Annotated in this window: 30 protein-coding genes; 11 read left to right on the top strand and 19 right to left on the bottom strand. The window is 61.6% G+C overall.

Annotation, left to right across the window (positions count from 1 at the left end; translation table 11 throughout):
• Positions 1-125: 125 nt before the first annotated feature.
• The 18 genes from V7778_RS04695 to V7778_RS04610 form a co-directional block, all read right to left on the bottom strand.
• Positions 126-695, bottom strand: coding sequence for a Lar family restriction alleviation protein (locus V7778_RS04695; RefSeq protein WP_335552259.1), 570 nt, complete (start codon positions 693-695; stop codon positions 126-128).
• Complete coding sequence (locus V7778_RS04690) at positions 688-870, bottom strand: hypothetical protein (protein ID WP_335552257.1); 183 nt, start codon at positions 868-870, stop codon at positions 688-690. Before V7778_RS04690 ends, V7778_RS04695 begins: the two co-directional genes overlap by 8 nt.
• A complete protein-coding gene (locus V7778_RS04685) occupies positions 867-2,336 on the bottom strand; it encodes a hypothetical protein (protein WP_335552255.1) in 1,470 nt (489 codons plus the stop codon). Before V7778_RS04685 ends, V7778_RS04690 begins: the two co-directional genes overlap by 4 nt.
• Positions 2,337-2,392: 56 nt before the next feature.
• A complete protein-coding gene (locus tag V7778_RS04680) occupies positions 2,393-3,379 on the bottom strand; it encodes a hypothetical protein (protein ID WP_335552253.1) in 987 nt (328 codons plus the stop codon).
• Complete coding sequence (locus V7778_RS04675; protein WP_335552251.1) at positions 3,376-3,585, bottom strand: hypothetical protein; 210 nt, start codon at positions 3,583-3,585, stop codon at positions 3,376-3,378. Before V7778_RS04675 ends, V7778_RS04680 begins: the two co-directional genes overlap by 4 nt.
• Complete coding sequence (locus tag V7778_RS04670; protein WP_335552249.1) at positions 3,582-4,028, bottom strand: hypothetical protein; 447 nt, start codon at positions 4,026-4,028, stop codon at positions 3,582-3,584. The genes V7778_RS04675 and V7778_RS04670 overlap by 4 nt, the downstream gene beginning before the upstream one ends.
• 15 nt (positions 4,029-4,043) lie before the next feature.
• Positions 4,044-4,232: a hypothetical protein gene (locus V7778_RS04665; RefSeq protein WP_335552247.1), complete on the bottom strand. Its 189-nt coding sequence runs from the start codon at positions 4,230-4,232 to the stop codon at positions 4,044-4,046.
• A complete protein-coding gene (locus V7778_RS04660; protein WP_335552245.1) occupies positions 4,229-5,128 on the bottom strand; it encodes a recombination-associated protein RdgC in 900 nt (299 codons plus the stop codon). Before V7778_RS04660 ends, V7778_RS04665 begins: the two co-directional genes overlap by 4 nt.
• Before the next feature lie 240 nt (positions 5,129-5,368).
• Positions 5,369-5,542: a hypothetical protein gene (locus V7778_RS04655; RefSeq protein WP_335552243.1), complete on the bottom strand. Its 174-nt coding sequence runs from the start codon at positions 5,540-5,542 to the stop codon at positions 5,369-5,371.
• A complete protein-coding gene (locus tag V7778_RS04650; protein ID WP_335552240.1) occupies positions 5,539-5,676 on the bottom strand; it encodes a hypothetical protein in 138 nt (45 codons plus the stop codon). Before V7778_RS04650 ends, V7778_RS04655 begins: the two co-directional genes overlap by 4 nt.
• A gap of 54 nt (positions 5,677-5,730) precedes the next feature.
• Positions 5,731-6,159, bottom strand: a complete 429-nt coding sequence (locus tag V7778_RS04645; RefSeq protein ID WP_335552238.1) for a hypothetical protein — start codon at positions 6,157-6,159, stop codon at positions 5,731-5,733.
• A 10-nt stretch (positions 6,160-6,169) separates the two neighbouring features.
• Entirely contained in the window at positions 6,170-6,379 is a 210-nt protein-coding gene (locus V7778_RS04640; RefSeq protein WP_335552236.1) for a hypothetical protein, read from the bottom strand.
• A 254-nt stretch (positions 6,380-6,633) separates the two neighbouring features.
• Complete coding sequence (locus V7778_RS04635; protein ID WP_335552234.1) at positions 6,634-7,242, bottom strand: VWA domain-containing protein; 609 nt, start codon at positions 7,240-7,242, stop codon at positions 6,634-6,636.
• A 968-nt stretch (positions 7,243-8,210) separates the two neighbouring features.
• Positions 8,211-8,753: a hypothetical protein gene (locus V7778_RS04630; RefSeq protein ID WP_335552232.1), complete on the bottom strand. Its 543-nt coding sequence runs from the start codon at positions 8,751-8,753 to the stop codon at positions 8,211-8,213.
• Between the two features lie 241 nt (positions 8,754-8,994).
• Positions 8,995-9,567, bottom strand: coding sequence for a hypothetical protein (locus V7778_RS04625; protein ID WP_335552230.1), 573 nt, complete (start codon positions 9,565-9,567; stop codon positions 8,995-8,997).
• Between the two features lie 18 nt (positions 9,568-9,585).
• A complete protein-coding gene (locus V7778_RS04620; RefSeq protein WP_335552227.1) occupies positions 9,586-9,873 on the bottom strand; it encodes a hypothetical protein in 288 nt (95 codons plus the stop codon).
• Positions 9,870-10,133, bottom strand: coding sequence for a hypothetical protein (locus V7778_RS04615; RefSeq protein ID WP_335552225.1), 264 nt, complete (start codon positions 10,131-10,133; stop codon positions 9,870-9,872). The genes V7778_RS04620 and V7778_RS04615 overlap by 4 nt, the downstream gene beginning before the upstream one ends.
• 35 nt (positions 10,134-10,168) lie before the next feature.
• Positions 10,169-10,999, bottom strand: a complete 831-nt coding sequence (locus V7778_RS04610; protein ID WP_335552223.1) for a S24 family peptidase — start codon at positions 10,997-10,999, stop codon at positions 10,169-10,171.
• Between the two features lie 76 nt (positions 11,000-11,075).
• Between V7778_RS04610 and V7778_RS04605 the strand changes: the two genes are divergently transcribed.
• The 8 genes from V7778_RS04605 (at position 11,076) to V7778_RS04570 (ending at position 17,037) form a co-directional block, all read left to right on the top strand.
• Positions 11,076-11,363, top strand: a complete 288-nt coding sequence (locus tag V7778_RS04605; RefSeq protein ID WP_335552221.1) for a transcriptional regulator — start codon at positions 11,076-11,078, stop codon at positions 11,361-11,363.
• Positions 11,364-11,530: 167 nt separating this feature from the next.
• Complete coding sequence (locus V7778_RS04600) at positions 11,531-12,112, top strand: toxin YdaT family protein (RefSeq protein ID WP_335552219.1); 582 nt, start codon at positions 11,531-11,533, stop codon at positions 12,110-12,112.
• Between the two features lie 74 nt (positions 12,113-12,186).
• Positions 12,187-12,390, top strand: coding sequence for a hypothetical protein (locus tag V7778_RS04595; RefSeq protein WP_335552217.1), 204 nt, complete (start codon positions 12,187-12,189; stop codon positions 12,388-12,390).
• A gap of 233 nt (positions 12,391-12,623) precedes the next feature.
• Positions 12,624-12,875: a hypothetical protein gene (locus tag V7778_RS04590; protein ID WP_335552215.1), complete on the top strand. Its 252-nt coding sequence runs from the start codon at positions 12,624-12,626 to the stop codon at positions 12,873-12,875.
• Positions 12,872-13,342: an ArsR family transcriptional regulator gene (locus V7778_RS04585; RefSeq protein ID WP_335552213.1), complete on the top strand. Its 471-nt coding sequence runs from the start codon at positions 12,872-12,874 to the stop codon at positions 13,340-13,342. Before V7778_RS04590 ends, V7778_RS04585 begins: the two co-directional genes overlap by 4 nt.
• Positions 13,339-15,405 (top strand): DNA cytosine methyltransferase, encoded by a 2,067-nt coding sequence (locus tag V7778_RS04580; protein ID WP_335552211.1) that lies wholly within the window; start codon positions 13,339-13,341, stop codon positions 15,403-15,405. Before V7778_RS04585 ends, V7778_RS04580 begins: the two co-directional genes overlap by 4 nt.
• Before the next feature lie 109 nt (positions 15,406-15,514).
• The gene (locus tag V7778_RS04575; protein WP_335552208.1) at positions 15,515-15,946 is read left to right on the top strand and encodes a hypothetical protein; all 432 of its coding nucleotides are present in this window, start codon (positions 15,515-15,517) and stop codon (positions 15,944-15,946) included.
• Complete coding sequence (locus V7778_RS04570) at positions 15,943-17,037, top strand: UvrB/UvrC motif-containing protein (protein WP_335552206.1); 1,095 nt, start codon at positions 15,943-15,945, stop codon at positions 17,035-17,037. Before V7778_RS04575 ends, V7778_RS04570 begins: the two co-directional genes overlap by 4 nt.
• Before the next feature lie 8 nt (positions 17,038-17,045).
• Here the strand turns inward: V7778_RS04570 and V7778_RS04565 are convergent, their stop codons facing one another.
• Positions 17,046-17,306, bottom strand: coding sequence for a hypothetical protein (locus V7778_RS04565; RefSeq protein WP_335552204.1), 261 nt, complete (start codon positions 17,304-17,306; stop codon positions 17,046-17,048).
• 32 nt (positions 17,307-17,338) lie between these two features.
• Here V7778_RS04565 and V7778_RS04560 point away from each other — a divergent pair, with 32 nt between their 5' ends.
• Genes V7778_RS04560 through V7778_RS04550 form a run of 3 tightly spaced genes read left to right on the top strand, consistent with a single transcriptional unit; the run spans position 17,339 to position 20,969 of the window.
• The gene (locus V7778_RS04560) at positions 17,339-17,869 is read left to right on the top strand and encodes a Ref family recombination enhancement nuclease (protein WP_335552202.1); all 531 of its coding nucleotides are present in this window, start codon (positions 17,339-17,341) and stop codon (positions 17,867-17,869) included.
• A 2-nt stretch (positions 17,870-17,871) separates the two neighbouring features.
• A complete protein-coding gene (locus V7778_RS04555) occupies positions 17,872-20,487 on the top strand; it encodes a DNA methyltransferase (RefSeq protein ID WP_335552200.1) in 2,616 nt (871 codons plus the stop codon).
• On the top strand, positions 20,484-20,969 hold the full coding sequence (locus V7778_RS04550; protein ID WP_335552198.1) for a hypothetical protein: 486 nt from the start codon (positions 20,484-20,486) through the stop codon (positions 20,967-20,969). Before V7778_RS04555 ends, V7778_RS04550 begins: the two co-directional genes overlap by 4 nt.
• Positions 20,970-20,973: the final 4 nt, after the last annotated feature.

Here is a 20,973-nt window from a genome sequence, read left to right as displayed (position 1 = left end):
GGCAGCAGTGCTCTGTCGCAGGGAGGTATCCAGTGATCCACTCCCAGTTCCGCGCCTCGGGCGCTTGCTTGTTGCGCAAGGTGGCCGGACAGAATCGGCACTTGAATGGGCCGAAAACTTCCTGTTTACGCATGCTTTCCTCCGGTCCAAAACGGGAACGGCTCACCTTCAACGCACATGGCGCGCGCGGTCTGCTCATCGCGAAAGGCTACCGATGTCAGCTCGCCGCCGACAATAGCGGAGCCCACCCACCCATCAGGATCACGCGCCTCTGCCGCCTCTCCTGCGCTGGTTCCAGCAGCGCGGCCCGCCAAGAATTCCGCGTCCTTGGCCTCGGCGGTGCGCTTCCAGTTGAGCATGCCGCCGTAGTAGCTCTCGATTTCGTCGGCGGCGCGGTCCAGCAGCAGAATCAACTTCCCGGCGGTGGTCGTCCCGGCATTGGAAAGATGCGAACGAATCTCGCGTGAAAGATCGGTCGGGCGCGCATCTTCGCCCCTTGGTGTAGCACTAGGGGCGCGGCGGTTCCAGCGCGAGAAGTCGCCTCTCACAACTTGCACGGTAGCAGGACAGGCGGTGCAGGCGATCCGGTTGCTGTAGTTCGCATCCCAATCCTCTTCGTACTCGGCTTTGCCGCCGCAAAACGGGCAGGGCAGCAGCTCGCGCTCTTGGGCGTCATTCAGGGTTGTATCAGCCATTGGTCTTGATCCATTTCTCGACAGTGAAGCCGCGTTTTTTAAATTGCTCGATGGTTTTATAAGGCATGTGCTTCGCGTCTTCCATAAGGTTCGCCCACGCTTTCTGTTCGGAATTAGCGGCCAGCCAGTCGCAGGGCGTACCGGCTGGCGTTACCGGAATGTATCGCTCACTCATGCTTCGCCTCCTTGCTGGGCATTTAGGGGAGCAGCAGCCAGAGCGGCGCGGGCTTGCCATGCGCGCCACTCGGCCTGCACATTGTCGTCGCGGTAATCGTCGGGGCTACCTGCCGGATTGCGCTCCAGTGCACGAGGCAACCAGCCGCCATCGTTACTTACAGCCCACGCCTCAAAGGCTGCGCGCTCATCCGTTACAGGCTGGGCGCTTGCTGCACTAGCGCATGCCTTGCCGTACTCGCGGGCGTAGTCATGGAATGCTTGTGCTACGTCCTTTTGGCGGCGCGGCTCAAGCCATGCCTCGAAGTCGTCACCCCACGGCAGCGGCGGCAGCTCATCTGTATGCCCTGGAAGGGAGACAGCTGGAGCGGCGCGGAGCTTTTGGAGCACGGCGCGCAGGCTGGGAACGCTGGTCGCGCTGACCTGGACCGCGTCAAAACCGTGCTTGCTGGGGTGCGTGTCGATACCGCACGAATGCAGCGCGGCTATAATCTGCTCGTCGGTCGGCTCTGCGGCTGGTGCAGCGGCTTCTGCCTGCCCGATCTTCGACCACGAATCCATCATTTCCGCATCCTTCGACCATGCGCGACGCGGAATCCCGGCGGTCGGTGCCGGGGCGGCCTGAGCGACAGGGGCGGCTGCTCTGGGTTGCCATGCCGCACACGATGCACAGGAGGACTTCGGCTTCGGCGGTCCGCCATAGCAGCAGATGCCCAGCGGCTCGGCGCTCGCCACCGGGGCGGCACGGTCCACTACGCGGCGGTTCTTCTCGCTGGCGCAATAGAATGCCTCTTCGGTTGCCGGCTTCCATTCGCCGTGAAAGAGCACTTGGGCCTGAGCGCCGGTCGGGTACGTGAGCCAAGCAACGCGACCAACCAGCGAGAACTCTGGCCCATCAGCGTCTTTACGTGGGACACCTTTGTCATCCAGCCACATGTGCAGGCATTTGGCCTCTTCTGCCTGATGCTCAGTCTCAGCCGCCTCACGGAATACGCTGCCGAACTCGGCCTCGATTTCATCGCATAGCACAGGGTGCGTCGAGCGGCACGAAGTCGCGTAGGCGCGCATAGCGGCCCGTGCGTGGTGATCGTGGTTCAGGTCGAGCACGAAGTAACGGCAGTTCTCGTGTTTGCCTCCAGGCTCGCTGCTGCCATCGGTGCGGCGCACCTCGAACTTGCGGAAGATGCCTTGGTCTTCAGCGCGTTTCGACTGGTCGCGCTCGGGGAATCCGCTCGGCTCTTGGCCTTGCTTGCCAGTAGAATCAGGGGCAGGGGCGGTGGGCCTCATGTCGTACATCATCCATGCACACCGTATGCACTCGTCCTGAAATGCGTACTGGCCATTGCGGTAGTGGCCCGCCGAGCGCTCAGTGAGCGCCTTTGCCGCCATCTCCAGGCCATAGCGAAAACCATCGATCGCCACCGGGTTTGTCTGGTCAAGATGGGGGAAGTCGGTCTTGGGATTCATTATTTTCCTTTCTGTTTAGCGGCGGGGCTTACAGTTCGTCCAGCAAGGTGGAAACGTCATTGATGTTGTGCTGCGCCTGCGGCCTCGTCTACCGGCTTTGAACTGGCGAGGACTTCCGCCTCGATTGCGCGCGCGAACGCTCTAACTGGAAGAATGTCGCAGCTACCCATGGGGAGGCCTATCTCGCGCTCGAACAATTCGCTAAGGCGCTCGTCGGTCAGCCGTCCCGGCTCTGCGCTCGCCATCGGGGCGGCCAGCTTGGTGCCTTCGGTTGTCGGGTCGATCAATTCGATCAGTTCTTCGACAAGGCTGTCGCGCATCGCCATGGACAGCGGTTCGCGGATTCGATTGACCAACCGCGTGACTTCCTCCCCGAAGTTGTCGGGCCTCGCCACCGGGGCGGCTTCGGCCTGCTGGGCGAGGGCTGGCGCGTACTCGTCGTCTAGCGGGATCACGCCGTCGGTGTCGTCGTTCCAGCAGCACATGCCGGATTCGACCATGCCGTCGTCGTCGCGGTGCTGCACCACGCCGAAAGTCAGCCAGTCGTCGAGCTGATCCATGTCGGCCAGCCCGTCAGGGTTGATGATGTCGAGTGCGTGGCGCAATTGGCGGCCGTCGAGCGTAATCGTGGCAATTTCCGTGGCTTGCGCGGGTGCTGGCCGTTGCTGAAGGGCGGCGAGGCGATCTAAACAGCCTTCCATGATGGCGAGTGCTTCACCGGGGAACGTAGTGCGGCCCGCGCGGAATTCCTTGAGGTTGAACAGTGCATGACGCGCGATGCGAATATCGTCGGTCGCCGCTTGCGTTCCTGGCGCTGCTGCTACAGGCTGGCCGATCTTGATGGTGATGGGCTTGTCGTAGTTCCAGGCGACGGCACGTGCCTCCGCCTCGGTCAGGCCGGTGACGGTCGCATAGCTCAGGCCGCCTCGGTCGATGACGAATCCCGGCACATTACCGCCATCGAGATTGCCGACTTCGACGACCCGGCCTGTCAAGGTAAGTTTGCCGCTCGCGCTGGCTTTGCTATTTTGGTCCTGGCTCATCTGTCTCTCCTGATTTTCTCTGTATGGGGGAGGCCAGCAATTCGTCGATACGCTTTAATCCCCTCTTGAATTCGTGCTACTGCTTCCCCGATCTCGCGGTAGCCGCCGGCGGTACGGAACTGGCCTCGCAGCGTGTTTGCAACGTCCCAGCCAGTACACAGCGCCTCTTCGACAAGATCGAGATCGGCTTGCTCAAGCTTGCTCACTCAGGTTCTCCATCGGGCGGAGCTTCGCCGGCCGCGGCTTTAGCGAGGAGGGCCCGGGCGTCATCAAAGCGCACGTAAGCGCCGTGCGGAGTCGGGTTCATCAACGAACCGATGAGGCTGTATCGGGTCAGGTCGGCTAGTTCTGGGGCTGCCTGTCTAGCGAGTCGATCGAGCTCGGTTCTGGCCGCCACAACCGCGGCGATGGGCGCCCGGGCCAGTTCGTCGACCGGGACGGTGAACACCGTCCGCAGTTCGTGTGCCGGACTCCCCCGGAGCGCCTCAAGCGTTTCCTGAGTCTTGACTTCCATCCAGAGGTCGCCCGTGGCACCGCGGGCGCAGGCCAGATACACGATGCTTGATTCCGGCAGCGGCGTGCCGGCGTCGCTCCATTCCAGGGGCTGGGCGGGATGCTGGTCGTCGATACGGCGCTGCGGTTCAGTCATGGTTTTCTCCTGGGGTTACGTCTTGCTGTCGTCGGGTTTCTCGGGCTTCGTAGGTTGCGGGGCCGTGTCGATCGCTTTCAGGTCGCTGTAGTAGCGGCTGGAACCGCGGTTGGCCCGATAGGTGCGGATGGCCTCGCGATCCTCGGGTGTCATCGCGGCGTAGTCGGCGCCGGCCGACGTGCGGCGGATCCGGCGCTTCTTCATCCTCGCGCCTCCCCGCCCAGCGCCTCGACCAGGTCGGCCAAAAGCTTGGCCAGCTCGCCAGCCATCAGCACGAAGTCGTTGTCGAATCGCTCGACATCGTTGTGGGCGACGTTGTTGCCTTCCTTGATCACGTCCAGCGGCTTAACGCCCTTGATCGCCAGAGATTCGGTCAGCACTAAGCTGATACGGTCGTTCCAGGTCATGGCCAGGCGGGTGCACTGCTTGCCGGCGGCAATGTGTGCGCCGACGTCGCCCGGCTCTAGCGTGTGGCGGACGTAGCGCACCGCGGCGCGGCTTTCGCCCGTAGCGCGCAGTTCGGCGTCCTGGTCGATCGTGAAGCCGTAGGGCGCTTCGTCCGCTTCCAGCCAGCCGGTCATCACGGCCACCGGTGAGCGCTGCACGCGCAGCGATTCAAGCGGCATGCGGTCGACCGCCTTGAGCAGCAGCTTGACGACGTCGTCGGCCTTGGCCGGGCTGGCTGCGTCCACCACCAACCAGCCGTTGACCGGGTCGATCCAGACGCGGGTGTCGCTGCGGATCGGGAAGGCGCGCGGCAGCAGCTCGTCGGCCACCCGTTCCTTCAGCTCCTTCATCGCCTTCTTACCCGGCGGGAAGCCTTGCTGTTCTTCCAGCTCGGCTGCCTTAGCCTTTGCCACCTGGTTGATCACTTTTGCGGGCAGCACCTTCTTTTCGGTGGCGAGTTGCATCAGGAACTGACCGTTCACGGCGTGCACGAGCGGCGTGCCGTCGCCGCGAGGGGCCGCCCAGCCCTGGCGGAGCAATTCGTTGCTCGACGCCGGCGCAAAGGCATGGGAAGCTAGGGAGCTGGCCAGGCTCTCGGCGGTCATTGCCCATGGGGCGGGGAGGCGATACACCTGCAGGTTCTTGAAGAACATCTCTTGGGTTCCTGTTGTTTTGGTTTGGGGTTGCTTCATCGCTGCAGCCATTCGAGGGTGGCGAGGTCTTCGCTGCGTTGCACCTCAGCTACGAGGATCAGGAACGCGAGGACGAACACGAACGCCTGGGCGCAACGGCGGATCATCCTGGCCACCCGGTGATGATGATGGTCACCGCGGCGATTACCCAGGACAGCACCACGCCGACCTTGACCCGGATTGCGTTCAGTTCGTGTTCGCTCATTTCTTCATCCTTTCAATCAAGGTTGCAGTCAGGTAGAGGGCGCCGCCGATCACGCACAGCAGAACGGCGTAGCCCGGGAGGGTGAGACGGAGGGAAGCTGCTGCAAGGACGAAGCCGAACGCGGCGCCCGCAGCGAACATTCCTTTGCCGATCGATTTCAGAGCAGTCAAGCTGGCTCCTTGATGATCGAAACAGAGAGGGCGCCGTCGTCGTATGCCGCGTCCATGAGCGCATCGCGGTCGCCAATGGCGATGTAGGTCTGGGGGCGGTCGTTTTCGTCCTTGATCGTGATTCGGTATGCCATCGTTATCTCCGGTGCGCTGTGCCCTAGTCGCGTGGGGCGTCGTTCGTTGCGAAATCAGTTTTGTTCGCGGGCTTCAGTGATGACCCGGATTGCTGCCCGCACGATGGCGGCGCAGATTGCCGCATCCTTATCTGGATGGTCCGCATAGGCCTCAATGACGTCTCGCCGGCGGCTGCCGTTGCCGACCGAGACCGTTCCCTCTTCGTCGTCCTGGCGCACGCTCAGGCCGAATTCCCCAATCAGCGGACCTGCCGCGGCCCATTTCCGGCGCCAGTGGGGCAGGGCCATCGCAATAGTGGTCCGCGGCGAATGAGCGGAGCCCCAGTGACCACCGAGCGCCGCAGCTTTCGGATACACGTCAGTCGTGAACATTGGGCTCGTTGGCTTCACCGCACGGCGCCGAACCTTCGGGTGGATCGCTGCCAGTGCGATCTCGTCCGCGATCGCATCCTCGAGGTACTGGCCTTCCCATTGCTTTTTCATCGTCATTTCCTTAGGCAGCCAGAAGGAGCGGTGCCGCGCTGCCCTGCGCTGCAGCCAACATGCGGCGGACAATGAACGCGCCAAGCTCGGCGTCGTTCAACTCGGTGCAATCCGTCCACCCAGGGCAGCAGCGGACAATCTCGGCCGGCTCGAACCAGTCGCTTTGGTGTCCATCGGGGCTCACCATGAAGCGGTGATCACTGAGGTCGGTGAAGCTCATCCTGTTTCCTGCTGGTGGTTTCTCAGTGCTGAAGCCCCGTCGTGCGGGGCATAGGGTGATTTGTGTTTGGTGCCTTCAGGCCGAGCGGATCCAGTTCGTAACGCGGTTTCGGACGGAGCGGACCATCGTCCTGTATGTCCCGTACGTTTTCCCGCACCAGAAGCCGCCGGCGAAGACCGCGCCGAAGAAGCTGGCGAGTATCAGATCGAGCATTTGATCTCCGTAGCCAGGGCCTTGCGGCCCCGGCATGGCCGTTAGTCGTTGATCGCTGCGACGATCAGATCGGTGGTGGTCGGGAACTGCTCTGCCTCGTCCATGGTCTTGGCGTCGACGATGTCGAACTTGGCGCCGACCAAGGCGTCGTCCAGTTCGCGCAGGTACGCAGTCGCCGAGGCGTCGCGGCCGACCTGAACGAACAGGATGGTAAGAGCGTCGTCGGTCTCCTGCAGTTGCGACTGGGTGACGATCGCTTGAGCGGCCGATGCCTTGTCGTCTGGCACGCCGTCGGTGAACACCAGGATGAAGTCCTTCTTGTCCGATTTGCCGGCCAGCTTGAAGGCAGCCTGCAGCGCTTCGGTCAGCGGGGTGCCGCCGCGCGGCGAACGAGCAGCGAAGATTTCGTTCACCTTGTCCGCAGTCACGCCTTCATAGGTGACGACGTTCGAGCCGCCGAAGGTCACGACGTCGATGCCATCGCTGTCCAGCTTACCCAGGTCGCGAGCGAAGGATGCAGCGGTTTCCTGCATATACGCCCAGCGCGAGCGGCCGCCCGGCATGTCTTCGGTGCTCATCGAGCCCGATGCGTCGATCACCACGATGAAGTCGTATTCGGACAGTTGCGCTGCAGCTTGTTCGTTGCTCATAGTTTTTGCCTTTAGTTGTGTTCGCGCTCTCGAACCCGGTGGCGCATTCCCCGGCCTGCAATGCAGGGCAGCGGATCAGCCTGGGCTGTGTTCGCTGCGTTGATGTGGCTACTTTACCCTGAGGTAAAATACAACGCAAGCGAAAAATATACCCCGAGGTAAAAAAATCCTGTAGAGTTCACTCATCGGCAGGTTGTCGCCGACAGCAAGCCTGGAGCAGGGAGGGGAAACCGCCGACGTCCAGGCCCAAGTGCCAAGGAAGCCGGAAGGGCAACGCGTGGGTGGTAGTGGTAGAGCGCGCCGGGGGACAGGTGAGAGCCTGGAAAGTCTGCCTACAAGTGCGCGTCCGAAGATGAAGCAAGGGGTGCGTCACTCTCCACGAAAGCGAGTCTTTTCGACTGGCCTTTGGGAGGGTGGCATCCGGAACCGAGATTTCGCTGGGGTATTTTTAAAATCGTAAACCTTAGAACCTACGGTCTCAGAACAGCCAAGAACAAGCGTAACTAGTACCTTTACAAGGTGCGTAACAAAAAAAGGCCGAAAATGGCGGAAAAGTTGACCCTGACGGGCTATCTGAAGGGGAGAGGATCGAAGGCACTCACGCGAATTGAGGCAGAGGCCTTTGGGATACCATTCCCACTGCGCGCTGGCTGGCCAGCAGTGTACGCCGACCTGGAGATCACGACTGAGTTGCGTGAGGAGCTTGTTGGGCGCATTGCGCAGGCTCACCAGGCGACTGCAAACAAGGCGCGCCGAGGACTGCAAGGTATCAAAGGAAAGGTACTGCGTTCGTTTGCGACTACGCCTTGGAGGGCGTCGTCTCAGACAACAGTAGACCGTGCAGAGCATCTGACAACAACGAAATTCCCAGGCTTCGCACTGAGACCAGCAAAGCGTCTGGGCGCGCGGAGCTCGCCACTTGGAGCCAAGAAGGCCTGAATTTGCGAGGTTGGGTGATCTCGAGCGGCTTACACCACCCTTGGCATATCGAAGAAGTGAGCCATGCACCGCACGAAGAGTGACTGTGGGTAGACTTGGGCGTGTCGCGCAACAGCGAGCTCATTCTGGCACATAACCACTAATGCGGAGAGGGCCGGCGGTTCTTTGGCTTCCAATGCGCAAACCTTGCCCATCCATTCGCTTGCTTTCGAATCGCGAATCTCAAAGTCGCTTGTGCCCACAATGTCGCCAGCTATCTCGCGAAAACTGCGTGCGAGCTCGGCATGACGCTTGGACCGCTCAGAGAACGAAAACACCAGGGAAAGTGCGGATGAGGCAGTAATGAAGGCTGCAATCTGGGCAACCAAGTCAGGGTTACCGATCTTCCATAGCGCTGCAGATCCGCCAAATACAGCGATCGCTTTACCGAGCTTATCTAGTAACTCGAAGAAGCGCTCGCGCTTCTGGTGATAAAGAGCGGACAACTCAGCACGATAGAGAGCCGATTCGCGCTTGTTCCACGCATGATCTAGTTCTTGGTCGGTAGCGATGTTGTCCACTGGATCGGTCATTTTTTCGGCCTGGTCGTTGGGGGCGGGGTAGGCACGCGCGGAGTCACGGTATTTTCGTTGTTTGAGATTCTACCCCAGTCAGGAGATGGGCCGTGCTTTCGCTCGAGATCTCGCGGAGGCGGAATTTGCGGTCGATCATTCTTCTTCGTATTGGACATGATAGTAATGGTGGCGGCATCTAAGCGTGCCGTTTCGCTCAAGCATGATACCGTTGCTCGGTCGGCAAAAGACTCACTGAAATTCACGGCGCCACTGGACGCGCTAAGTCTTTTTTCTTGCGGGCATCGAGCTCGCCCTGCCACTCGGCGTACTCGACGGGAGATAAAAATTCTGTCCGGCACTCAGCTGGAGAGCAGTAGGAGCGGATATAGATGTCGCTACGTTTCCACTCCACTATACCGCCAGGATTCGGAAGGGGCGGACCAAATCGCGAAGAAATTGAGTTTCGAATCTCGGTCTGCGCCTGCCCGTTGAAACTTGTTACGTTGATCTTACTGAGTGTGTTATCTGGACCAACGGAGATATTAAAAGTGGCGTTTGCGGCCCAGCGAGGACGCTGATCGCGTCCAGGCAGGTCAACCATCCCCGACTTGCGGCCTTTGTATGCAAAGGGCGCTGAGATCCAGCACATCGCCTTAACTTCTTTATCTGTAAGGCCTTGCGGCTTGCATACTCGGATCGGCTGCGGCAATTTCCCACCGAGCGGCAGATTTAAGACGGTCATCTGCTCGGCGGCATTCACTGCAGTGCCCACAAGGAAGAGCGCAAGGGAAGGAAGAAAGAGTCGTGGTCTCATCATGCTCCAGGTCAGCATTAAAGCGTGCCGTAGCGCCTAAAATGGCAGTTCATCGTCGTCATCCTCAGGCGGGACGTCAAGATCGATATCGAACCGAGTGAGCTTGGTTTCGGCCAGTAGGGGAAGAAGCTCCTTAGTTTCAAAGGCGGCATGAGCGTGAGGTTGATCACCTTCGGCGACCAGCATGATTCCCCACGGCGGGAGATACGGCGCAAGCCGAGCGATGAGATCATCCCCAACCCCCGGACGGACGTAGGATTCGTGCGGGAAGGCGACAACCAGGCGCACCTTGCGCAGCTCAGTGAGGGCGACTTCAACTTTCATGCGCTTAAGTCCTGTGCGCGGGTGGTCACTGACGGCTCATTGGCCGCCGGCGCCGGGGACCAATCCACATCGTCCAGCGCGAGCAGGGCGTTTAAGAACTGTTCTGACGGAAATTCGGCGTAGGCCCGGGCATTACGCCAGCTCGAGTCGTCGCGTGCGACCAGCATCGCTGGCAGACGAAATCGACTCTGCAGGTCTTGAAGCAGGCTTGGCGCATGCCGCCCACCTAACTGCCACTGCTCAACGAGTGCCACTACCATACGCTCTCCCCGCAGACGTAGAACCACATACAACATCAAAACCTTTCGCTTTCCCTACGAACGACCCGGCCCACGATGATGCAGTCGTTACCTTGGCAGAGCTTGCGGTGATACTTGCGCTGATCCGGATTGTCAGAGGTTAGCCACCATTGCCCGGCATCGCGCGACAGCCTCTTAACAACCGGCTCGCCCTCATAGTTGATCGCGTAGACGCCACTATCCACAGGGCTGGTGTCAGCGATGTTGATGACTACCAAGTCATCTTCATAGAGCGTCGGCTCCATGCTCTCGCCCCTTACGCGGATGGCTATGAGGTTCTCGCGACTGTAGTTATTGCGCTCAATCCAATTGGTCGGCACGGTAGTGGTTGACCCATCAAACCGCTCAGGCTCGATCTCGAAGCCGCTGATGCCGGCCGACAGGCGCAGCTTGACCTTCGGGATATGCGTCAGCGCAGGGTCGTCGGAATCGACCACCCGCACACGCATGGCGCCAGGCATGAGCTGCTGGACCTCCTCGGGCGAAAGCTGCCGTGTACCCACCGCCTCACTAACGTCCTCGTCAGAAGGAGCCTCGCCGTGATGAGGATTTGCGGCGAGCTCAGCGTCAACAATCAGTCCATGCTTTTCATTGAGCGCCGAAGCATCATCATCAAGGCTGCCTTTTGGCAGGACCAAAGCGCTCTCGATGAGATCCCTCATGTCCTCGCCGATGCGCTTCTTCCCCTCTTTGCCTTCGACGTACAGCATCCGCGACACATAAGACGGTGAGCGGCCAATCTTGTCCGCCAACGTTGCCGCCTTGCCACCGCAATGCGTGCGCAGCAGAGCAAGTAGGTTCAGTCGCCGTATTTCATATTTGTCCATGCGGCATTGAATCAGCAATTTACTTGGAGGTAAATGACCTGTGGGTATTGACTTGCTCTTTACCTGCGGGTAAATTATGCCTATGGACAAATTGCTTAAGTACCTCAACTCCTTGTCAAAGGATGAGCGAGCGGCATACGTGGCAGCGTGCGGGACAAGTGAGGGATACCTCCGGAAGGCGGCTAGCAGACACCAATCGTTTAGGGCCGAGCTTTGCATCTTGCTCGAGCGCGAATCGAAGGGGGAGGTTCGTTGCGAAGACCTGCTGCCTGATGCGGACTGGGCGTACATCCGCTCGAAGTCGAGAGAGCCTGGGGCACTGACCAGGTCAAGCGACCGAAAGCCCGACCCAGCAGTGCCATAGCGTTTCGTGCCGAGTGAGGCCGACACCTCCGCCGAGTTCGTGATGATCGCGTAGCCGCGGAGAGCATCAGGACGGTAGAGCAGTGTGACAGGCGCAGTAGTCATGGCGGCGAGTTGTTGTTCTTAATTGTTGTCAGATTAGCTTGCATTTTGGAAAAGGTCACGAAGATGGGTCTTCAAAAACAATCACTGGTTGAAATCCTCCGCGCTGCTCTGGAGACCTGGCGCCGCGCCGGTCAGATGAGCCGCGAATCGGTAGCGATCCACGTCACCGAAGCTCATGAGGCAACCCAGGCGGACATCGCCACTGGCATTACCTTCGATTCCACCAGCAAGGACGCATACACCCGCGCAAAGAGCGCAGCACAGAAGCTGTACCGCTGGCTGGGTGGCGACGACGAGCAGGAGGCGAAGCTGCCGGCCAACATGGTGCTGTCGATTCTGGCAGCCCTGCCGATGGAGCAGCGCCTCAGCGTCCTGAACCAGATTCTTTGCCCCCTCGGCATCGAGGCGCGCTCGGTCGACCAGGGCGGCGCCGGCCGGCTCGATGTCGGCAAGTTGCTGCGCTCGGTGATGAAGGAGGGCAGTGACGCACAGCTCGCGCTGGTGAACCTGTCGTCCGCGGCTACCGAGAGCGAGCTCCTCGCCGCTCACAAAGAGTTGGTCGAGTCGGCCCAGGTCTGCGAGCGTGCAGCCGGCGAGCTGATGACCGAGATCACGATTCGCCAAGCCCGGGCGGTTGACAACTAGTCGACGTAAGGAAGACCCAGGCGGCGGGGCACGCCGTCACCAATACGACCAAAACAAACCAGGGAGCCCAAGAGATGAATGTTGCCCGATTGTTCGACACGCTGCGCGAGCGCTTCCAGATCAAGAGTGATGCAGCGCTCGCCCGTGAGCTTGAGCTCAACCCGAGCGACATCAGCAAGCTGAGGGGTGGCGATCGACCCCTAGGCGCCACGGTGATCCTGAGCATTCACGAGCACCTGGGCGTGCCAGTCAAAGAAATTCGCGAGTTGGCTGCTTAGGCCAGCTCCCCAGCATTACCACGATACCCCGGCGCCAGTCGTCAAAACTGCGCCGGATCAGAAAAGGAGAACGGATGGATCAACCCGAAGAAACGAACACCCAGCAGCCATTACCGGTGGAACCCGGACATGTGATGAGCCGGGAGAAGTTCGAAGAGTTGCTCGCTGAGCAGCAGAAGTGAAAAAGCCCGCGGCCAGGCGGGCTTAGTGAAACAAGAACAACAGGAGAACGAATGTTAGCACACGAAATTCAACCGGCGGTGCACGCCGGTGAAGACCAGTCTTCAATCCAGCCGGGCCGCATGCCGCAATTCTGGTCCATCAACCCACCGGAGCCCGAAGCAAATTCGCTCGCGGAGCTCGCCAGTGAGAACGGCTGGCTGCGCGTTGGGGACGTCGTCTATGTCACGACATCATTCCGCCACACTCTCACCGATGCTGACCTTAATGCGGCCGCCCGTGCCCTGATCGGGGTGGCAGCATGATCCGCGCGCGCCACGTGACCCATGGCCAGACCGCGGCTCGCGTCGAGCGTCTGCGCCTCCTCATCACCACGCTTCAGGTGCGACAGCTGATGCGCGACGAGATCGGCGAGATCCTGCAGGTCGGCCCGTCCGGAGTCCGCAAGTACCTCAAGGACCTGGGCAGCATGATTGCGATCGCTCGCTACGTCGACGGCACGCCGACCTACCGCGGCGACCCGGTGTACTGCCTGGCGATGACATCGGAGCAGATCCATGCCTACTTGGCGAACCTCGACGCGGCGCCGGCCGCGCGCCCGGGCTCGCAGTCCATGTCGGCGCTTAGCCGTGCGGCGCTCGACCCGTCCCGCCACTTCCACATCATGAAGGACGACACCCACTACGCGATTCGCCTGAGCCGCGCGCCGATCGTGCGCGACCCGCTGGTGGCGGCGCTGTTCGGCCCGCGTAGCGTGGAGGTCCGTGTATGAAGCGCGACCTCATGACGATGGCGCTCGACCTGGGCAACGAACTGATTATCGATAACTTCGCCGGCGGCGGCGGCACCAGTACCGGGTTAGAGGCGGCTTTCGGCCGTCCGGTTGACATCGCGATTAACCACGATCCGGAAGCCCTGGCGATGCACGCCATGAACCATCCCTACACGAAACATTTGTGCGAAAGTGTTTGGGACGTCGATCCGATCGAGGTGACCAACAACCAGCCGGTAGGACTGGTGTGGCTGTCGCCGGACTGTAAGCACTTCAGCAAGGCGAAGGGCGGCAAGCCGGTCGAAAAGAAGATCCGCGGTCTTGCCTGGGTGACGCTGCGCTGGGCGGCCACGTGCAAGCCTCGGGTGATCATGCTCGAAAACGTCGAGGAGTTCCAGACCTGGGGTCCGCTCACCATGAAGATGGTCGACGACGCCGAAGTCTGGTACCCGGACCCGGCCAAGCGTGGCGTCACGTTCCGAAGCTTCGTCCGCCAGCTCGAAGGCCATGGCTACCGGGTCGAGTATCGCGAGCTCCGCGCCTGCGACTACGACACGCCGACCATCCGGAAGCGCTTCTTTCTGGTCGCCCGCCGCGATGGTCTGCCGATCTGCTGGCCAGAGCCGACCCATGGCGCGCCGGATTCGCTCGGCGTGCGTGCCGGGAAGCTTCAGCCGTATCGCACTGCGGCCGAGTGCATCGACTGGTCTCTACCGTGCCCGAGTATCTTCGGCCGTAAGAGGCCACTGGCCGAAGCCACGCTGCGCCGCATCGCCAAGGGCATTATGCGCTATGTGGTTGACGCTGCCGATCCGTTCATCGTGGGGCAGGGCGGGCCGATCTACGCCGGCAAGCCGGTAACGGCAAACCAGCCGTTCGGCACCCTGACCACCGAAAACCACCGCGCTGTGGTTGTCCCGTCCATTGTCCCGGTGACGCACCAGGGGAGCGATCGCAGTGAATCGGTGCACGAGCCGTTCCGGACGATCACTGGCGCCCAGCGTGGCGAGAAGGCGCTGGCAAGCGCATACCTGGCGCCGTACTACAGCGATAAGCGCCCTGCGGATGCCCGCGGGACTATGCCCGGCGAGCCGATTAAGACGATCACGACCGAGAACCGCCATGCTCTAGTGACCGCCTTCCTTAACGAGCACGCCAACGCGAGCAACCAGCGTGTCATGTCAGCTGACGAGCCGCTGCGCACCATCTGCGCCCAGGTGAAAGGCGGACACTTCAGTATGGTTTCGGCGGCCCTGGTCGGAGTTGGTGGCCGTGCTGGAGACAGCCGCCCGCGCGCGGCGGACGAGCCTACCGCCACCATCACGTCCAAGGCGGATACCGCGGTCGCCACTGCCTTCCTCGCCAAACACTACACAGGCGTGGTCGGTTCCGAGCTCGAGGAGCCAATCGGGACGGTCACCAGCTCGGACCACCACAGCCTGGTCACGGCCCACTTGACCAAGTTCCGCACCGGCTCGACCGGTAGCGATCTGGCCGAACCGGTACCGACCATCACCGCAGGTCCGAAGGAAAACCCGGCGGGTGCAGCCCACGCGCTCGGCTTGGTGTCGAGCCATCTGCTTAAGCTGCGCGGCACTAGCACCGCGGCTGGCGCCGATGAACCGCTGCACACGATCAGCGCCGGCGGCCAGCATCACGCAGAGGTGCGCGCCTTCCTCCTGAAATACTACGGAACCGACCAGGATCCGCGCTTAACCGAGCCGCTGCACACCGTCACCACAAAGGATCGCTATGGCCTGGTAACGATCCAAGGACAGGACTACGAGATCGTCGACATCGGCCTGCGCATGTTGGCGCCGCACGAGCTGTACCGCGCCCAGGGCTTCCCGGCCGATTACGTGATCAACGAGATCCCGGATCCGGCGTTGCTGTTCGCCGGCGGGGAGCAGGTAGCGGCCGATCCTCTGTCGCTTCCGCGCATCCCCCTGACCAAATCGGCCCAGGTTCGCATGTGTGGCAACAGCGTGTGCCCACCGCTGTCGGAAGCTCTCATTCGCGCGAACTTCGTGCACGAACGCCAGATTGCCGGGGTAGCCGCATGAGCTACATCCGTCAATCACAGCCGCGGTGCGTAGCGTGCGGCCGTCAACAGGGCCGCGCCCACGCCGCTAACTGCCAGTTCGCCAAATTCACTACCCGGAGGGCCTAACAATGGCCAAACCAAGCAATTTCCGCCAGGCCGCGCGCGGCACCATCCCATATGTCGCCGGCGAATATCTGCATAAGAACGGACCTCAAACGTCGCGCGACCTGTTCGCCGCGGTTCACTTCGGCACGAAGACCACCCATAAGGAAGATTCGCTGCAGGCCGCAATCCGTAGCGGCTGGCTGACCGAGACGCTGGACGGCAAGATCGCCGTGAGCCAAGCGGCCCGGGAGCACTACGACCAAGAGGCAGGCGAAGCAAAGGTGAAGCCTGTCGGCCAGATCGCCGCAGTGCGCCAGCCGGTCAACGTCTTTACGCAGCCGCCCTTGAATAAGCGCTACATCCCGAACCCGCGTGGCATGCGCCAGGACATCCCGGAGTGGTCAGTTCGGCCGGCGGGGTTCGTGTTCAAGAGTGTCGCCGGAGGTGACGCATGAGCACGCGAATCGACCGTACCGGAACGATCAACTTCGGAGACGCCAGCCTCTCCATATGGGAAGAAGGCATCTCCCAGGCGCGCGACGCCGGCGGCTGGGATGCCGCTCAGGCATGGGAGCGCCAGTTTAAGCGCGACGTGTTCACCCGCATCGTGCAGACCCTGAACCGCCTCGGCTGGACCGTCGGCGAGTCGACCTACATCTTTACCGGCAATAATAACCGCTACTGCACCAAGGGCGACCTGCAGGCCGACCTCAAGCTGTCCGGCCGCTGCATTCAGTTCGAGATGTTCCAGTGCGTGAACGCGCCCGACCGTCCGGACCATGGCGGCCGCTACCAGGGCGACAAGGAAGGCCACATGACCTACGTGATGCGCCTGGAAATGGAGCGCACGCGCCGCAGGATCCGCGACTACCTGTGCAACGTGTTCACTGGGTACGCTTTCAACGAGAAGACTGGGAACGGCCGGAGCGAGAAGCACGGCTTCATGCACCTGACCGCGCTGGAATGGATCGCCGAATGCTACCGCACCAGCTGTCACTTTAAGGGCGACTGGGACGCGTACTTTACGGCGAACAACAGCCGCAGTCTGGTCGGCTGCTTCAACAGCAACCGCCGTTCTGCCGACGACACCCTGCTCGTGCACGGCCAGTCAGTCTGGTGCTTCGACTATCACGGCCGCATCCAGCAAGGCACCGCGTATTACAACATCAACAATATGTGGTGGGTTGCGCTGGGCCGGTACGACGTGACGAACAAGGCAAGCTTCGAGCTCTACGCCACCTTCCCGGACAACCCGCGCGTCAAGCGCAACGCCAACCGCCGCCGCACGCGCCTCGAAGCCGAGCTGGCCAAGGCCGTCAAGGCGATGAAGTTCGAGCGCGCCGCGCAGCTGCGTGACATCCTGTTCCCGGGAGACCAGGAGCTGTTCAACGTCTGGCACAACGAGCACCAGCTCTATCACCGCGCCGGCTTCCGCGGCTACACTGCCGACCAGTCTCAGGCTGGCAAGTTCACTGCCGATGAGGTCCGCGGCTGGGACAAGGCGCCGAACAAGGTCATCTCGTTAGATGTGGCGGAGGTCGCATGAGGGTACGGTCAGCTTTTCGCGGCGACTGCCTCGTCGACCTTGGCCTTGGCGATCTCAACTGCTTTGTTTTGGGCGTCCGCCTCGCTGTTCTGCAAGTTGGCCACCGATCCAAAGATTGTTGGGGTCTCGTCTTTGTAAGCGCGGAAGTGTCCCATCCATTTGCCTTGCTCAGATCGGGAGCGGGACGTAGCCCATTCGACGGTGTAGCCCTCGTAAGGCTCCAGAAGCATTGTGTAGTCGAGGTGTTGCTTATCGGGGTCGTTGCGCATTGCCTATCTCCTCACAAAAAGGGGATCGTAACATGATGCGCCGTTCAGTCTTAAAGCAGGGCAAACCGCTGGAGCGCAAGTCGCCGATGTCGCGCGCAAGCAGCAAGACGCCTGCCGCCGGCGCCGGGCTGCTGCGTGTCGCTGCGGTCCAGGCCAAGGCAAGGGCGAAGGAGCTGAAGCTGCCGAAGCCGGTGAGGTCCCGTGGCATGAAGGGCCGCCCGCCCACCGCCGAGGAGGCGCGCTTCATGAGTGCGGTTGCGGCCCTGGGCTGCGTGGCATGCAAGAAGGACGGCTGGCACAACCCCAGCGTTAGCGTGCACCACATCGACGGCCGCACGAAGCCTGGCGCCCATCTTCTCGTCTTGCCGCTGTGCGCTGGTCACCACCAAGACGGTACCGGCGCGAACCCGACGCTTATCGCGGTTCATCCCTACAAGGCGCGCTTCGAGGAGCGCTATGGCGCCCAACGAGAGCTGTTGGCCGAGTGCGTGTCGATGCTCACAAATAACGAAGCCGCGACGGTTGCAGCCGGCGCGGCCTCTGAACAAATCACCGTGGAGTAATTATGTCTGCCAATATTTTAAGCGATTACAACGAGTTCCTGCGGGCGAAGATCCGACTGGCGCCGGCCAAGGGCTTCGACGTTCCGCTCGAGCAGATCAACCCGGGCCTGAAACCGCACACGCGCGACATCGTCCGTTGGGCCCTGAAGGGCGGGCAGCGCGCCATCTTCGCATCGTTCGGCCTGCACAAGACCAGCACGAACCTTGAGGTGATGCGCCAGATTGGCATCCATCGACCGTGCCTGCGCTTGATCGTGCTTCCGCTGGGCGTGCGACAGGAGTTCGTCCGTGAGGCTGCGAAGCGTTTCACCGGGGAGCATGCGGTCACCCTGAAGTTCATCCGTTCGAACGACGAGATCGAGGGCGCCGACATCGTCTACATGACGAATTACGAGAGCGTCCGCGAGGGCAAGGTCGACGTGAGCCGATTCGGCGCGGCGTCGCTGGACGAGGCGAGCGTCCTGCGCAGCTACGGCAGTAAGACCTATCAGGAATTCCTGCCGATGTTCGACCAAGTCGAATTCAAGTTCGTCTTTACGGCGACTCCGAGCCCCAACCGCTTCAAGGAGCTGATCCACTACGCTGGCTTCCTGGGCGTCATGGACACGGGCCAGGCATTGACCCGCTTCTTTCAACGAGACAGCGAGAAAGCTGGCAACCTGACCCTGTACCCGCATAAGGAGACGGAGTTTTGGCTGTGGGTGGCGAGCTGGGCCTGCTTCATCCGCCGACCGAGCGACCTGGGACACTCGGACGAGGGCTACGACCTGCCGCCGCTCGAGGTGCATTACCACGAGGTGCCGAGCGACTACGAGGCTGCAGGCAACGAGAAGAACGGGCAGGGCCTACTGATTCCGAACGTCGCCATGGGTCTGTCGGCCGCCGCCGGCGAGAAGCGGCAGAGCATGACCGCGCGTGTGGCCAAAGTAGCGGAGATCGTCGCGGCGGATCCCAACGACCACTTCGTGATCTGGCACGACCTCGAGGACGAGCGCCACGCTATCCAGGCGGCGTTGCCCGAGGCGGTCAGCGTGTGGGGCACACAGGACCTGGAGCAGCGCGAGCAGCGCATCGCCGACTTCAGCGACGGCAAGTTCAAGCTGCTGTCGACGAAGCCGATCATCGCCGGCTCGGGCTGCAACTTCCAGGTGCACTGCCATCGAGAGATCTTCGCCGGCATCGGCTTCAAGTTCAATGACTTTATCCAGGCCATCCACCGGGTTCAGCGCTTCCAGCAGACCCGCCCGGTCCGGATCGACATCATTCACACCGAGGTCGAGCGCGCCGTGTTGGCCGAGTTGCAGGAGAAGTGGCGCCGCCACGACGAAATGCAGGAAAAGATGGGCGAGATTATCCGTTCGTATGGGCTGGACCAGCTGTCGATGCAGGATTCGCTCGCGCGCACGATCGGCGTCGAGCGGCACGTTGTCAAAGGTGAGCGCTTCACCGTGGCCAACAATGACTGCGTGCTAGAGGCGCTCGAGCAGCCGGACAACTCCGTCGGCATGATCGTAACCAGCATCCCGTTCGCAAACCACTACGAGTACACGCCGAGCTACAACGACTTCGGCCACACCCAGGACAACGACCACTTCTGGGCCCAGATGGACTTCCTGACGCCGCAGCTGTACAGGATCCTGCAGCCGGGGCGCATCTATGCCTGCCACGTGAAGGATCGCATCAATTTCGGCAACGTGACCGGCGCCGGCGTCCCGACCGTCAGTCCGTTCCATGCCGAGGCACTGTTTCACGGGATGAAGCACGGCTTCGACTACCTGGGCATGATCACGGTAGTTACCGATGTCGTCCGCGAGAATAACCAAACCTACCGGCTGGGCTATTCCGAGGTGTGCAAGGACGGCACGAAGATGGGCGTGGGGTCGCCTGAGTACATCCTGCTGTTCCACAAGCCTCAGACTGACCGCAGCCGCGGGTACGCAGATGTCCCGGTCACCAAGGCAAAGCCGCTGTGTCAGGCCGAAGACGGCACGCCTGTCGACTTTGATCGCCGCCTGGCGCCTATCCCCGGCACTGGTTATAGCGTCGCCCGCTGGCAGGTCGACGCCCACGCATTCTGGCGCTCGAGTGGCGACCGTCTGCTCTGCGCGGAGGAGCTGGCCAGCTACGGCCCGGGCAAGCTGGCGAAGATGTTCACCGACCTGTCGCTGGCCAACATCTACAACTATGAATACCACGTCAAGGTTGGGGAGTCGATGCTAGCTAATAAGACGCTTCCGGCCGACTACCTCAGCTTGGCCCCCGGCAGCGCCGATCCAATGGTCTGGCACGACATCGTTCGGATGCGCACATTGAATGGCGAGCAGTCGGCGCGCGCGGTCGAAAAGCACGTTTGCCCATTCCAAATCGATATCGTCGACCGTCTCATTAACCGCTACAGCAATCCGGGTGACGTTGTGTACGACCCATTCTGTGGCCTGGGTACAGTTCCAGTGCGCGCCATGAAGCTGGGCCGGCGCGGCGCCGGGTCCGAGCTCAACCCTGCGTATTTCGCCGATCAGGTGCACTACTGTCATGCGATGGAGCGGGAGGTGAGCATGCCAACTCTGTTTGACTTTGAGTTGGTCGATGCCACGCAGCCGGAGCGGGAGGCCGCATGAAAAAGCCTCGCAACAAGAAGTACCGTCCCCGCCCTGTATCGAACGGTGGCGGCCTGACCGTCATCGCCAAATGTCATGCGCGGGGACAGGACGCGGCGCCACTAAACGATGGGCAACTGCAGGACTTGGGATTGGCATATTGGCTGAGTCTGGAGCAGCTGCGCACCGGCGACGCCAGCGAGGAGGCCTGGTCTTGCGTGGTGACGGCGCTGAACATCGGGCTGGCCATGGCCGAGTCCGACATTGGGGCCGAACACGAGGACGCATTCGCCCGGGCGCTGGATGGCGCATTCCGTGCCAAAACCCGCAGCGCCAAGAGCGGCAACTTCCGCCTGGACGGCGAAGCGCTGCGCGATATTGAGGCGGCGCTTACTGTCCACGACAGCCAGATGGAAGTGGCGACCAGGGCGGAGGTCGTCGCGGCAATGAACCTAGTGCGTCAGCGCGTCGACGATGGCCATGTCTACAAGGAGGCCGCTTAGGCGG

This window comes from Massilia sp. DD77, from assembly GCF_036961685.1.
Classification (GTDB): Bacteria; Pseudomonadota; Gammaproteobacteria; order Burkholderiales; family Burkholderiaceae_D; genus Telluria.
Note: the sequence above shows the minus strand (reverse complement) of the source record. Positions and strands in the feature narration are given on the sequence as shown.

Coding starts and splice junctions, on each gene's coding strand:
- V7778_RS04695 (WP_335552259.1), bottom strand. CDS start 695: ATGGCTGATACAACCCTGAATGACGCCCAAGAGCGCGAGCTGCTGCCC.
- V7778_RS04690 (WP_335552257.1), bottom strand. CDS start 870: ATGAGTGAGCGATACATTCCGGTAACGCCAGCCGGTACGCCCTGCGAC.
- V7778_RS04685 (WP_335552255.1), bottom strand. CDS start 2,336: ATGAATCCCAAGACCGACTTCCCCCATCTTGACCAGACAAACCCGGTG.
- V7778_RS04680 (WP_335552253.1), bottom strand. CDS start 3,379: ATGAGCCAGGACCAAAATAGCAAAGCCAGCGCGAGCGGCAAACTTACC.
- V7778_RS04670 (WP_335552249.1), bottom strand. CDS start 4,028: ATGACTGAACCGCAGCGCCGTATCGACGACCAGCATCCCGCCCAGCCC.
- V7778_RS04665 (WP_335552247.1), bottom strand. CDS start 4,232: ATGAAGAAGCGCCGGATCCGCCGCACGTCGGCCGGCGCCGACTACGCC.
- V7778_RS04660 (WP_335552245.1), bottom strand. CDS start 5,128: ATGTTCTTCAAGAACCTGCAGGTGTATCGCCTCCCCGCCCCATGGGCA.
- V7778_RS04650 (WP_335552240.1), bottom strand. CDS start 5,676: ATGGCATACCGAATCACGATCAAGGACGAAAACGACCGCCCCCAGACC.
- V7778_RS04645 (WP_335552238.1), bottom strand. CDS start 6,159: ATGAAAAAGCAATGGGAAGGCCAGTACCTCGAGGATGCGATCGCGGAC.
- V7778_RS04640 (WP_335552236.1), bottom strand. CDS start 6,379: ATGAGCTTCACCGACCTCAGTGATCACCGCTTCATGGTGAGCCCCGAT.
- V7778_RS04635 (WP_335552234.1), bottom strand. CDS start 7,242: ATGAGCAACGAACAAGCTGCAGCGCAACTGTCCGAATACGACTTCATC.
- V7778_RS04630 (WP_335552232.1), bottom strand. CDS start 8,753: ATGACCGATCCAGTGGACAACATCGCTACCGACCAAGAACTAGATCAT.
- V7778_RS04625 (WP_335552230.1), bottom strand. CDS start 9,567: ATGCTGACCTGGAGCATGATGAGACCACGACTCTTTCTTCCTTCCCTT.
- V7778_RS04620 (WP_335552227.1), bottom strand. CDS start 9,873: ATGAAAGTTGAAGTCGCCCTCACTGAGCTGCGCAAGGTGCGCCTGGTT.
- V7778_RS04615 (WP_335552225.1), bottom strand. CDS start 10,133: ATGGTAGTGGCACTCGTTGAGCAGTGGCAGTTAGGTGGGCGGCATGCG.
- V7778_RS04610 (WP_335552223.1), bottom strand. CDS start 10,999: ATGGACAAATATGAAATACGGCGACTGAACCTACTTGCTCTGCTGCGC.
- V7778_RS04605 (WP_335552221.1), top strand. CDS start 11,076: ATGCCTATGGACAAATTGCTTAAGTACCTCAACTCCTTGTCAAAGGAT.
- V7778_RS04600 (WP_335552219.1), top strand. CDS start 11,531: ATGGGTCTTCAAAAACAATCACTGGTTGAAATCCTCCGCGCTGCTCTG.
- V7778_RS04595 (WP_335552217.1), top strand. CDS start 12,187: ATGAATGTTGCCCGATTGTTCGACACGCTGCGCGAGCGCTTCCAGATC.
- V7778_RS04590 (WP_335552215.1), top strand. CDS start 12,624: ATGTTAGCACACGAAATTCAACCGGCGGTGCACGCCGGTGAAGACCAG.
- V7778_RS04585 (WP_335552213.1), top strand. CDS start 12,872: ATGATCCGCGCGCGCCACGTGACCCATGGCCAGACCGCGGCTCGCGTC.
- V7778_RS04580 (WP_335552211.1), top strand. CDS start 13,339: ATGAAGCGCGACCTCATGACGATGGCGCTCGACCTGGGCAACGAACTG.
- V7778_RS04575 (WP_335552208.1), top strand. CDS start 15,515: ATGGCCAAACCAAGCAATTTCCGCCAGGCCGCGCGCGGCACCATCCCA.
- V7778_RS04570 (WP_335552206.1), top strand. CDS start 15,943: ATGAGCACGCGAATCGACCGTACCGGAACGATCAACTTCGGAGACGCC.
- V7778_RS04565 (WP_335552204.1), bottom strand. CDS start 17,306: ATGCGCAACGACCCCGATAAGCAACACCTCGACTACACAATGCTTCTG.
- V7778_RS04560 (WP_335552202.1), top strand. CDS start 17,339: ATGATGCGCCGTTCAGTCTTAAAGCAGGGCAAACCGCTGGAGCGCAAG.
- V7778_RS04555 (WP_335552200.1), top strand. CDS start 17,872: ATGTCTGCCAATATTTTAAGCGATTACAACGAGTTCCTGCGGGCGAAG.
- V7778_RS04550 (WP_335552198.1), top strand. CDS start 20,484: ATGAAAAAGCCTCGCAACAAGAAGTACCGTCCCCGCCCTGTATCGAAC.